This window comes from Kitasatospora sp. NE20-6 (assembly GCF_045862635.1).
In genome coordinates this window covers 304668-316583 of the sequence record NZ_BPRL01000005.1, presented here as the reverse complement: position 1 = coordinate 316583, position 11916 = coordinate 304668, and the positions used below count along the sequence as shown (strand labels likewise).

The following is an 11916-nucleotide window of genomic DNA, read 5'->3' as shown; positions in this document are numbered from 1 at the left end:
CCCGACCGTCTCTCCGTCCACGTCCACCGTCCTGACCCCCATACGCCGACGCTCTACCACCCAAGATACAACACGCCATGTCAAATCTTGTCAACCGTTGAGTCAAGTCGGTCGCCGCAGACGGCCCGCCCTCACGACGGGAAGGGGCCCGCCGTGAGGGCATGGGCGGGTCACCGGAAACGGCGGACGGCATTCCGGTCCCGGAAATCAGGCCGGTGCACGGCCCGCTCCCGGGCAATATCGAGCGCCCACGGAATGGGGGGGACAAACCGAACGTATAGGGCCGGACACCCGGAGCGACTTCTCCTGGTGCTGGCGGTACGGCATGATTGGGAACCTCGCCGATCAATGGCCGGGCGGCGAACACGGCATTGCGGAGAGACGGGGATGCAGGGGGACATGGCAACGAGGGTCAGACGCGCTGCCTTTTTCGATCTCCGGAACACTTCCGGCCCGCAGGCCGACATCGCCCGCGGGGCGATGGAGAGACATCGTGCGGCCGGCGACATCCTCGTCCTGGTCCTCCCCTTTCCCGGCGGACCCGCCGCCACCACGCTTTTCGGCCACGAGGCCGATCTGGTGCTCCACGTGGAGCAGAGCCGCCCCTTAACGACGGGTGCGGCGGGGGTGCCCGACACCGTGGACGCCGCGGCCAAATCCGAAGTGATTGTCGAAGCCATGACACGATTGCGCCTGGATGCCGTCATCTGTTTCGGCTACACGGACCATTGCGGCGGCAGGGGCCTGCTCTGCGTGGTCGGGAATCCACGGGTCGTCGGATATGACGCGGAACTCCTGGAACTGGCCCGCCTCAAGGGATGGCCGATGCTCGACGAACCCGCGCTCGACGGAATTGCCTGAGCCACCGGCACGCGGCCGCCCCTGCCGGTGGGCAGGGGCGGCGGACGAGTCGGCCTGTACGCCGGGTTCTGTCTCCCGGGGTGCTTGCGCGGCCCGGGGAGGCGGTCATCCATCTAGGGCTGCCGTTGCCGACAGCCTCGTGCGGTCCACCCGCGGACTCGGGCGAGCAGCCCTCGAACATCCGCGCACGGCGCCCCGGAGGGCACCGATCCTGACCTTGCTCCGAGTGGGGTTTACCGAGCCGGCCGGGTCACCCCGGTCGCTGGTGGTCTCTTACACCACCGTTTCACCCTTACCTGCGGCCGGAGCCGCAGGCGGTCTGTTTTCTGTGGCACTGTCCCGCGGGTCACCCCGGGTGGGCGTTACCCACCACCCTGCTCTGTGGAGCCCGGACGTTCCTCGGCGGGCCTGTTGAGGACCCGTCGCGACCGCCCGGCCGGCTCGTCCGCCGTAGTGGTCATCGTAGCCGCTCGGCGGCCCCGCCCGGCACACCCGCCCGGGCCGGGTCGAGGCGGGCCGCGACCCGGGCGGCCCCGGCCACGGCCCGGGCGGTCGTGGTGACGAACCCGAGGACGAGGATCACGAGGCCCAGCCCGGTGAGGATCCACCAGCCGGTGCGGCTGGCCTCGGCGAAGCCCGTGACCACCGGCCCGACGACGGCCCCGGCCACCACCGTGCCGATGACGGCGACACCGAGCGACTGCCCGACCTGACGGCTGGTCGAGGCGACGGCCGCGGCGACGCCCGCCTGCGCGAGCGGCATCCCGGAGACCGCGGAGTTGGTGATGGGCGCGTTGACGAGGCCGAACCCGAGCCCGAAGAGGGCGTACGCGGAGATCAGCAGCCAGGGCGGGGAGTCGGCGGCAAGACGGGTCAGCAGGAGCCCGCTCGCCGCGAGGGCCGCGCCCGCGCAGACCAGCGGCAGCCGCGGGCCGCGGCGGCCGACGATCCGTCCGGAGACGGGGGCGGCGACGAGCATCGTCACGGCCATCGGGAGGGTCCACAGGCCGGCCTCGACGGCGCTCCAGCCGCGGACGTTCTGCAGGTAGAGCGCGTTGAGGAAGAGGAACCCGCCGAGCGCGGCGAACGCGCAGACCGCGGTGACGGTGGCGCCGGCGAACGGCACGCTGGCGAAGAAGCGCGGGTCGACGAGCGGTTCGCGCACGCGCAGCTCCCACAGCGGCAGCGCGACCAGGGCGGCGAGCGCGACGGCGGCCAGGGCGAGGATGAGCGGGGAGGTCCAGCCGTTGCCGGGGCCCTCGATGATCGCGGCGGTGCCGCAGCCGAGCAGGAGCACCATGAGCAGCTGGCCGACGGGGTCGAGGCGGCGCGGCCGGGGCGAGCGCGACTCGGGGACGTACCGCAGGGTGAGCGCGAAGGCGGCGAGGCCGATCGGCACGTTGATGAGGAAGATGGCGGGCCAGCCCGCCGTGTCGACGAGGAACCCGCCGAGCAGCGGGCCGAGCGCCATGGAGATGCCGACGACACCGCCCCAGACGCCGATGGCCTGGGCGCGCTCGCGGGGGTCGGTGAAGGTGTTGGTGATGATCGACATCGCCACCGGGTTGAGCATGGAGCCGCCGACCGCCTGCACGGCCCGGAAGGCGATCAGCCAGCCGAGGCCGGGGGCGACGCTGCACAGCAGCGAACCGAGCACGAAGACCAGCAGGCCGGTGAGGAAGACCCGGCGGCGTCCGATCCGGTCGGCGACCGAGCCGGAGAGCATGAGGAGGGCCGCGAGGACGAGCGTGTAGGCGTCGATGACCCACTGCAGGCCGGAGGCGGGGGCGTGCAGGTCCTGCTGGACGGCGGGCAGCGCGGTGTTCACGACGGTGGCGTCGAGACCGACGATGAAGAGGCTGAGGCAGCAGATCGCGAGCACCAGCAGGCGGCGCCCGCGGCCGGGCCCGGAGGAGTCGCCGGTCATCCGGCGGTCCTCGCGTCCGGCGCCGGACTGCGGTGGCAGGGAGGGGCTGAGGGTCATGTCGGCGGCTCACACGGGTTCGAAGCGGACGGTGCGGGAGGCGGGGTCGGCGGTGGTGAGCCGCACCCGGATGCGCTCGCCGAGCGGCAGGCGGACACCGTCGCCGTCGCAGCGGGCGACGACGGCGGGTTCGGCGAGCTGCACGGTGCCGTGCCCGGGGCGCTTCTCGTCGACGTCGATCACCACGGCGTCGAAGGCCTCGCCCTCGCGGCCGCGCAGCACCTCGGCCTCGACCAGGTCGACGCACGCCCGCTCGGCCTCGTGGGCCTGCCGTTCACCGCGCGCCATGACCGCCGGCACCGCGAGGAGCTCCTCGCGCACCCAGGCCGGCACCTCGGCCCCGCCCGCCACCGCCAGGCAGATCTCCTGGACGTGGCGGTCGGCGAGACGCCGCAGCGGCGCCGTGCAGTGCGCGTACGGGGCGGCGAGGGCCGCGTGACCGGGATCGGCGGGCGGCGGGGTGCCCTGGGCGGTGTCGAACGCGTGGTAGCCGGCGCCGCGCAGCAGGCCGGTGCACTCGTCGAGGAAGGCGGCGTTGCGGGTGACGGCCGGGTCGAGCGAACGGATGAGCTCGGCGTACGGCGTGCCCGCGGGCCAGTCGACGCCGAGCGCGCGGGCGACGCGGCGCAGCCGGGCGTGGGCGGCCTCGGGGGCGGCGGGCAGGGTGCGGAGCAGACCGACGCCGGCGTCGAGCATGAGTTCGGCGGCGGCCATGCCGGTGAGGAGGGAGATCTGGGCGTTCCAGCCCTCCGTCGGGCGGGGTGCGCGGTAGGCGAGGCGGTAGCCGCCGTCGACGGGTTCGACCTCCTGCTCGGGCACGGGCAGGCTGATGCCGCCGCGGGCGGCCTCCTGCTGCTCGCGGAGGCGGCCGATCTCGGCGAGGAGCACGAGCTGCGCGTCGGCGGTGCCGGCGTCGAGGGCGTCCTGGGCGGTGGCGTGGTCGAGGCGGCGGCGGGAGCGGACGCGGGCCCGCCGGACGTCGGCGAGCAGCACGGCGCCGTCGGCGTCGAGGTCGATCTGCCAGAGGGCGGCGGGGCGCTCCTCGCCGGGCAGCAGGCTGGCGGCGTCCTCGGAGAGCCGGGCCGGGTGCAGGGGCACGCGGGTGTCGGGGAAGTAGAGCGTCTGCACGCGGCGGCGGGCCTCGGCGGCGACGGCGCCGCCCGGGGCGACGAAGGCGGCCACGTCGGCGATCGCGTAGTGGACGCGGTAGCCGCCGTCGCGGCGGGCCAGGTGCATCGCCTGGTCGAGGTCGCGGGAGTCCGGCGGGTCGAGGGTGAAGAGGTCGAGGTCGGTGGCGTCCTGGTCGGGCAGCCGGGGGACGGCTGCGGCGCGCTCGGCCTCGGCCAGGACGTCGGCGGGCCAGTCGGTGCGGATCTCCATCCGGCTGCGGAGGTCGGAGAGCTCGGTGGCGATCCGTTCGGTGTCGGCGGTACGGACGCACAGGTTTCGGCGCGGCATGGTCGCAGCGTAAGGGGCAGGACGTCCGGGGGCCCGCCGGGCGGTCCCGTACGGTGGCGGGAACGGGAGGGGTGCTGACGGTGCGTACGGTGACGGGTCCGGTGCGGGTGGCGGGGGCGGTGACGGCGGGGGCGCTGGCGGTGGCCGGCGGCCTGCACGGGGTGTGGGCGCGCGGGTCGTGGCCGCTCGCGGACCGGGCGGAGCTCGCGGACGCGGTGGTCGGGGTGGCGCCGGAGGAGGCGCCGACGGCGGCGATGTGCGGGGCGGTGGCCGGGCTGCTGGGTGCGGCCGCGTACCTGGTGGGGGCGCGGTCCGGGGTGCTGCCGGCGGTCGGGCCGGAGCGGTTGCGCCGGGCGGGTGCCGGCACGGTCGCCGGGGTGCTGCTGGCCCGCGGCGTGCTGGGGCCGGTGGTGTTCGGCGGCGGGCTGGTGCCGCGGACCGAGCGGTTCCGCCGGCTGGAACTGCGCTGCTACGCGCCGCTGTGTGCGGCGCTCGGCACGGGGGCGGCGGTGGTGGCCCGCGGCGGCCGCTGACGGTGCGTCACGGCGGCGGCGCGCCAGTACAGTGGCCGGGTCGTCCGCTGCAGAGTGTCGAGGAGTTCCGCCGTGCTGGTCCTGTTGCCGCCCTCGGAGGGGAAGGCGCCGTCCGTCGCGGGCGCCCCGGTGGCGCTGGGGACGCTGTCGCTGCCGGGCCTGACCGCGGCCCGCCGGACGGTGCTGGACGCGCTGGTCGGCCTGTGCCGGGGCGACGGGGAGCGGGCCGCCGGGGTGCTCGGGCTCTCGAAGGGGCTGCGCGGCGAGGTCGACCGCAATGCGGGCCTGCCGGAGGCGGGCGCGCTGCCGGCCGGCGAGGTGTACACCGGGGTGCTGTTCGACAACCTGGGCCTGGCCAAGCTCGACGCGGAGGCGTACGCGCGGGCGGAGCGCTCGCTGCTGGTGTTCTCCGGGCTGTGGGGGGCGGTGCGGATCGGCGACCGCATCCCGCCGTACCGCTGCTCGATGGGGGTGAAGCTGCCCGGGCCGGGGGCGCTCGGCGCGTACTGGCGGGCGGCGACGGAGGCGGTGCTCCCCGAGGTGGCCGAGGGGCTGGTGCTGGACCTGCGCAGTGCGGCGTACGCGGCGGCGTGGAAGCCGGCCGGCGAGGTGGCGGCGCGCACCGCCACGGTGCGGGTGCTGCACGAGCGCGTCGTGGACGGCGTGGTGAAGCGCTCGGTGGTGAGCCACTTCAACAAGGCGACGAAGGGCCGGCTGGTCCGCGACCTGCTGAACGCGGGCGCCGAGCCGGCCGGACCGGGCGAGCTGGTCGACGCGCTGGCCGCGCTGGGCCACCGGGTGGAGGTGGCGGCGCGGGGCACGGCCCGGCGGCCGTGGCAGCTGGACGTGGTGGTGGCGGAGGTCCACTGACCCGGCGGCGCCGGGTCAGCGCAGGTGCGAGGTGTCGTTGAGCAGCCGCAGCGAGGCGTTGCCGTCGCTGTAGTACTGCACGGCGCAGAACGACGCCGCGGACAGCTCCATGCGGTAGACCGCGTCCGGCGGGGCGCCGAGGGCGAGGCGCACCAGCGTCTTGATCGGGCTGACGTGCGAGACGACCAGCACCGTCTTCCCTGCGTACCGGGCGATGATCCGGTCGCGGGCGACACCGGTGCGCTGGGCCAGGGTGGCGAGGCTCTCGGTGCTGCCGGTCGGCCGGGCCTTCGCGGAGGCGAGCCACGCGTCGAGGTCCTCCGGGTACTGCTCCTGCGCCTCGGCGAAGGTGAGGCCCTCCCAGGCGCCGAAGTCGAGCTCGCGCAGCCCGTCCTCGATCCGCACCTCCAGGCCGAGCCGGCGGGCGGTGGCCTCGGCGGTCTCCCGGGTGCGCCGCATGGGCGAGCTGACGACGGCCTGCACGGTGCCGCGGGCGGCGAGCGCCTCGGCGGCGCGTTCGGCCTGCCAGCGGCCGCGCTCGGAGAGCTCGGGGTCGCTGCCGCTGCTGCCGGAGAACCGCTTCTGCGGGGTGAGGGCCGTCTCGCCGTGCCGCAGCAGCACGAACGTGGTCGGTGAGCCGAGGTCGGCGGGCGCGGCCCAGCCGGCCCGCGGGGCGGCGGGCGCGGGCAGCGCCTCCCCGGCGGGCTGCGCGGCAGGCGGCGCGGCAGCCGCGCCGGCCCTGGGCTCCCAGGCGCGGCCGGCCCGGCCCGCGTCCATGGCCTCGTTGGCGAGCCGGTCGGCGTCCTTGTTCCGCTCGCGCGGGATCCAGGTGTACGTGACCTGGCTGCGCGGGAAGACGGCGCGGGCCTCGGCGGCCAGCGGCTGCATGTCGGGGTGCTTGATCTTCCAGCGGCCGGACATCTGCTCGACGACGAGCTTGGAGTCCATCCGGACGGCGACGGAGGCGTCCGGGTCGAGGCCGTGGGCGGCGCGCAGGCCCGCGACGAGTCCGCGGTACTCGGCCACGTTGTTGGTGGCGTGCCCGATGAACTCGGCCGCCTCCGCGATGATCTGCCCGGTGTCGGCGTCCCGGACGACGGCGCCGTAGCCGGCCGGCCCCGGGTTGCCCCGGGACCCGCCGTCCGCCTCGACGACGAACCTGCGCCCGGCCACGGGTCAGGCGCCCGACTCGGCGGTGCGCACCAGGATCCGGCCGCAGTTGTCGCAGCGGACGACGGCGTCGCGGGGCTCGGCCTTGATGGCGTTCAGGTCGGAGACGGCGAACTCGACGCGGCAGCCCTCGCAGCGGCGCTGCTGCAGGCGGGCCGCGCCGACGCCGCCCTGCTGCTGGCGCAGCCGGGTGTAGAGCTTCAGCAGGTCGTCGGGGATGACCACGGCGACGGCCTCGCGGTCGCGCTGCACCTTGGCGGCGTCGGTGTCGATCTCCGCGTACGCGGCGTCGCGGCGCGCCTCGGCCTCCTGGAGGACGACGGTGGAGTGCTCCAGACGGGCCGTCAGCTCGGTGACCCGGCCCTCCGCCGACTCCAGGCGCTCCATGACCTCCAGGACGACGTCCTCCAGGTCGGCCTGGCGCTTGGCGAGCGAGCCGGTCTCGTGCTGCAGGTTCTCCAGGTCGCGCGGGGAGGTGACGGCGCCGGAGTCCATCCGCTGCTGGTTGCGGGCGGCCCGGGCGCGGACCTGCTCGACGTCCTGCTCGGCCTTGCCCTGCTCGCGGGTGGTGTCCGAGAGCTGGGTCTGCGCGGCGATGACGAGGTCCTTGAGCGCCGTGTGGTCGGCGGTGGCCTTGTCGATCTCGGCGAGCTCGGGCAGGGTGCGGCGCCGGTGGGCCAGCTGGTCCAGGCGGGAGTCGATGGCCTGCAGGTCGAGCAGGCGGATCTGGTCGGCGGGCGCGGCGTTCAAGCGGGGAGCTCCTGTGGGGAAATCGATCGGCGGTCAGGCGGTGTACGGCATGGGGGCGTGCCCCGTCCACGGGTCGGTGACGAGCGTGGAGACACGGGTCTCCAGCTGCCATCCGCGGGTGCCGGCGGCCTCGGTGAGGGCCCGGGCGGCGAGGTCCAGCCAGGGCCACTCGGTGGCCCAGTGCGCGGCGTCGACCAGCGCGGGCGTCGCGGCCCCGGAAGCCTCGGAGGCCGGGTGGTGACGCAGGTCGGCGGTGACGTACGCGTCGACGCCGGCGTCCCGGGCCGCCGCGAGGAAGGAGTCGCCGGAGCCGCCGCAGACCGCGACCCGGGAGACGAGGGCCGCCGGGTCTCCGGCGATGCGGACCCCGGCGGCGGTGGCGGGCAGGCCGGCGGCGACCCGGGCCGCGAAGGCGGTGAGCGTCAGCGGCTCGTCGAGGACGCCGATCCGGCCGCTGCCGCGGCGGCCCGCGGGGTCGGTCGGGTCGGCGACGAGCGGGCCGGTGACCTTCAGGCCGACCGCCTCGGCGAGGGCGTCGGAGACACCCGGGTCGGCGTGGTCGGCGTTGGTGTGCGCGACGTGCAGGGCGATCCCGGCCCGGACGAGCGTGTGCACCACCCGGCCCTTGGCGGTGGTCGCCGCGACGCTCGTGGTGCCGCGCAGGTAGAGGGGGTGGTGGGTGACCACCAGGTCGGCGCCCCAGGCGACGGCCTCGTCGACGACGGCCTGCGTCGGGTCGACGGCGAACAGCACGCGCCGGACCTCGGCCGCCGGATCCCCGCACACCAGGCCGACGGCGTCCCAGGACTCCGCCCACTGCGGCGGGTAGAGCTCGTCGAGCACGGCAACGGCGTCGGAGAGATTCGGCACCTGTCGAGACTACCGCGCCCGGCGGGCGCCCCGGTCCGCACCGGCCCGCACAGCTGCGCGTCAACCCGCGGGCCGGGCCGCCGCGGCGGACGCCCGCCGGCCCGCCGGGGAGTCCGCCCCCGGCGGGCACCCGGCAGCCCTGCTCACATCCCGGGGGCCGCGCACGGCCGGAACGCGATGTGGATCACCCGTACGAGTGAAGTGACCCCGTCCGCATTGAGTCACCTCCAGCCCCGCAAGTAACTTCAGCTCCGCGAACGAGAGTTGCCCTGACCTGGGGGGGCCGGGGAAAACCGGGCCACGGCCCGGCCGGGCGCCGGGGCCTGCGGGTGCCCCGGCCTCCGGGGGCACTCACGTCCGTCCGGGACGACCGGTCCGTCGGTGGCCGAGCAGTGGGCACCGACGGCGCCGACACGAAGGGGTGTGAAGCTGATGGGGGCGGGCACACCGCTGCGTTCGGCCTCCGTGGCGGGGCCGGTCGACGAAGGACCGGGGGCCGTCGGCACGGCCCCCGGGGCCGGACGGGCCGACGGTGCGCGGGGGCGGGGAGGCGAGGACGGCCGGGCGGCCGGCCCCGACGGCCCCCGGCGCACCGCCCGGCCGCCCGAACCCGCCCGCCGCGGTCCGCGCACCACCGGCCGGACCGCACCCGGGCCGGACCGCGACGGCACGGATCCTCACCACGCACGGCCGGTCGGCCCCTTCGAGGGGAGGGGGCCGACCGGGGAGCACGACCGGGCGTCCGCCCGGCCCGCCCGCCAAGACCTCACCGTCACACCCGGCCCCGCCGCCGGCCTCCCGCTGGACCACTGGGTCCGCACCCGGCTCGGCCGGCACGGCGACCCGGGCGTGCCCTGGGCCGAGGCCCGGCCGCTCGCCCGCGCCCTCGTCGACCTGCTCGACCGGGTGCACGCCACCGGGCTCGCCCTGCGCGGCCTGCACCCCGGCCAGGTGCTCGTCCGCCCCGACGGACGACCGCTCCTCCTGCACCCCGAGCCGTACCCGGCGCCGCCGGCCGGCACCACCGCCCTGCGCCGCACCGCCTACGCCGACGACCGCCACGCCCTCGGCGGCCTCCTCTTCCTGCTCGCCACCGGCCACCGGCCCCACCTCGCCGAGGAGTTCCCCCAGGCCCGGCCGGAGGCACCGCACCCGCGGCCCCCCGCCGAGCGCCTCCGCCGCTGGCTCGCCCTGGCCGCCCTCGACGGCGGGACGGCCCGCCGGCTGGCCCCGTCCGTCCTCGGCCTGCGCGCCGACGACCCCGCCGACCGCTGGACGCTCGCCCGCGTCCGGGCCGCACTGGACGGCCCCGACACGGCGTCCGGCGGCTGACCGCCCCACGCCCTCGCCCCCGCACGGACCAGGAGCCGCCGCACCGATGAGCACCGTCACCCGGAGCGCCGACCGGGCGCTGCGCCGGTTCGGCTTCACGTTCGCCGCCGACGGCTCGCACGCCGCCTGCCTCGCCGCGGGCCCGGACGGCGGGTGGTACGCCGAGAGCTGGCGGCTCCCCGCCGACGGCGGCCCCGCCGAGACCACCTCCCTGCCGCTGCCCGGCGGACGCACCGAGAGCCTGCACACGCAGCTCGTCGCCCTGCCCGACGGCCGCGTGCTGGCCTGCCGGCACGACGGCGAGCAGCACGGCCTCGCCCTCCTCTCGACCGCACCCGGCGACGGACGCGAACAGCAGCTCGCCCGGCTCTGGCTGCCCGGCCTGCGGCTGCTGCCGCAACCCGGCGGCGGTGCCGTCGCCCTCGGCAGCGACAGCCGGCCGGTCACCACCGTGTGGCGGGTCACCACCGACGGCACGCCGCCCGCGCCGGTCGCCGAACTCCCCGGGCTCCACGGCGGCGGTGTGTGGCTCGACCGCACCGGCCGCCTGCTCGCCCTCGACCGGGTGGCCGACGGCGTCGTCCGGACCGTCGTCCTCGACCTGGAGAGCGGCGCGGTCACCCCGCTGCTGGAGATCGGCGAACGCAGCAACGACCGGCTGGTGCTCTTCGACCCCGACACCGGCCTCGGCGTCGTGCGCAGCGACGCGCCGGGCACCGACCGCCTCGGCTGGGCGACCCTCGGCAGCAGCGACCCGGTGCGCTTCCCCGACTGCCTGCACGCGGGCGGGCTGCTGCCCCGGCCCGTCGCCCTCGTCCCCGGCGATCCGGCCGGACCGCGCGTCGTGCTCCAGCTCGACCACGGCGCGGGCTCCGCGCTCGCCCTCTGGCAGCCCGCCACGGCACGGCTGCAGCGGCTCGCCGTGCCGCCGGGACGCCTCGGCGGCGTCGGGCACTGGGCGGCGGGCGGCCTGCGCATCCCCTACTCCGCGCCCGACCACCCCGCCGCGCTCGCCACCCTGGACGTCGACGCCCTCGCCGCCGCCGGTGCCGCGCCCGCCACCGGAGCCGTACCGCTGCCGCTGCAGCTCGCCCCGCTCACCGCGGGCACCGGCCCCGAACCGTCGGCCGGACCGGCCGCGGGCGCCGTACCGGGCTGGCGGCTCGACGGCTCCGCCGTCCCCGACGTCGGCGGCCCCTGGCAGGGCGCCCGGCTGCTGCACCTCGGCGGCGCGGCGGGCCCGGTCGAGGCCGTCGTGTACGGCGGCGACGCGTGGCTGACCGCCCCGCACCTGGTGCTCGCCCTGCACGGCGGCCCCGCCGACGCCTGGCAGCTGGAGTTCGACCCCGCCCTGCAGCGGATCGCCCGCCAGGGCGCGGCCGTCGTCGCGCCGAACCAGCGCGGGTCGACCGGCTACGGCGCCGCGCACGCCGCCGCCGTCCACGGCGCCTGGGGCGGCCCCGACCTGGAGGACGTCCTGCACCTGCTCGAAGGGCTGGCCGGCCGGCGGGCCGCGCTGGGCCTGGAGCCGCCCGCGGTGTTCGGCACCAGCTACGGCGCGTTCCTCGCCCTGCTCGCCACGGCGCACGCCCCCGCCGGTCACCTCGCCCGGTGCGCCGCGGTGGCGCCGTTCCTCTCCGGCGCCCGGCTCCTCGCCGAGGCCGGCGCCTCCGTCCGGTCGATGACCGCGCGGCTCGGCGGCGACACGCCGGTGCACGACGCGCGCGGCCCCCGGGACGTCCTGCGGCTCGCCGGACGGCTCACCGCACCGCTGCTCGTCGTGCACGGCGACCGCGACGAGGTGGTGCCGGTCGGGCAGTCCCGCGAGCTCCGCCACGAGCTGCTGCGCCTCGGCCGGCAGGAGGGCACGGACTTCCGGTACGTCGAGGCGGCGGGCGGCGGCCACGAGCTGCTGGCCGGGGAGGGCTCCGCCGTCCTGCACGAGCTGCTGGCCGTGTTCCTGTGCGCCGGCGGGCCCGCCTGACCCCGGCCGGTCGCGGGACCGGAACCCACCGTGCACGGTGGGTGACCGTCCCGCTAGGCTCTTCGGCGAATTCGGCCGCCCGGGCAGGCGCGTCCGGGGCCGAC

At 76.8% G+C, this 11916-nt stretch carries 10 protein-coding genes and 1 other RNA gene; 5 read left to right on the top strand and 6 right to left on the bottom strand.

Annotation, left to right across the window (positions count from 1 at the left end; genetic code table 11):
- The first annotated feature begins 399 nt into the window (after nt 1-399).
- Complete coding sequence (locus SNE206_RS06980; protein ID WP_407912467.1) at nt 400-861, top strand: hypothetical protein; 462 nt, start codon at nt 400-402, stop codon at nt 859-861.
- 41 nt (nt 862-902) lie between these two features.
- Here SNE206_RS06980 and rnpB read toward each other — a convergent pair.
- The 3 genes from rnpB to SNE206_RS06965 form a co-directional block, all read right to left on the bottom strand.
- Nucleotides 903-1305: RNase P RNA component class A (rnpB, locus tag SNE206_RS06975), an RNA gene on the bottom strand.
- Between the two features lie 13 nt (nt 1306-1318).
- Complete coding sequence (locus SNE206_RS06970; RefSeq protein WP_407912481.1) at nt 1319-2788, bottom strand: DHA2 family efflux MFS transporter permease subunit; 1470 nt, start codon at nt 2786-2788, stop codon at nt 1319-1321.
- 66 nt (nt 2789-2854) lie between these two features.
- Nucleotides 2855-4303 carry an RNB domain-containing ribonuclease gene (locus tag SNE206_RS06965; protein ID WP_407912466.1) on the bottom strand — a complete coding sequence of 483 codons (1449 nt, stop codon included), beginning with the start codon at nt 4301-4303 and terminating at the stop codon, nt 2855-2857.
- Between the two features lie 89 nt (nt 4304-4392).
- Here SNE206_RS06965 and SNE206_RS06960 point away from each other — a divergent pair, with 89 nt between their 5' ends.
- Nucleotides 4393-4836, top strand: coding sequence for a DUF3995 domain-containing protein (locus SNE206_RS06960; protein WP_407912465.1), 444 nt, complete (start codon nt 4393-4395; stop codon nt 4834-4836).
- 72 nt (nt 4837-4908) lie between these two features.
- A complete protein-coding gene (gene yaaA, locus SNE206_RS06955) occupies nt 4909-5706 on the top strand; it encodes a peroxide stress protein YaaA (RefSeq protein WP_407912464.1) in 798 nt (265 codons plus the stop codon).
- A gap of 15 nt (nt 5707-5721) precedes the next feature.
- Here yaaA and SNE206_RS06950 read toward each other — a convergent pair whose 3' ends face one another.
- From SNE206_RS06950 to SNE206_RS06940, 3 genes are read right to left on the bottom strand one after another with little or no spacing between them, the layout of a single operon-like run.
- Nucleotides 5722-6879, bottom strand: coding sequence for a bifunctional RNase H/acid phosphatase (locus tag SNE206_RS06950; RefSeq protein ID WP_407912463.1), 1158 nt, complete (start codon nt 6877-6879; stop codon nt 5722-5724).
- Between the two features lie 3 nt (nt 6880-6882).
- Entirely contained in the window at nt 6883-7626 is a 744-nt protein-coding gene (locus SNE206_RS06945) for a zinc ribbon domain-containing protein (protein ID WP_407912462.1), read from the bottom strand.
- Nucleotides 7627-7659: 33 nt separating this feature from the next.
- Entirely contained in the window at nt 7660-8496 is an 837-nt protein-coding gene (locus SNE206_RS06940; RefSeq protein ID WP_407912461.1) for a Nif3-like dinuclear metal center hexameric protein, read from the bottom strand.
- A 423-nt stretch (nt 8497-8919) separates the two neighbouring features.
- On the opposite strand from SNE206_RS06940, the gene SNE206_RS06935 reads away from it, so the two are divergent.
- Both SNE206_RS06935 and SNE206_RS06930 read left to right on the top strand, forming a co-directional pair.
- Entirely contained in the window at nt 8920-9828 is a 909-nt protein-coding gene (locus tag SNE206_RS06935) for a hypothetical protein (protein WP_407912460.1), read from the top strand.
- Nucleotides 9829-9874: 46 nt separating this feature from the next.
- Nucleotides 9875-11812, top strand: coding sequence for an alpha/beta hydrolase family protein (locus SNE206_RS06930; protein WP_407912459.1), 1938 nt, complete (start codon nt 9875-9877; stop codon nt 11810-11812).
- The last annotated feature ends 104 nt before the right edge of the window (nt 11813-11916 follow it).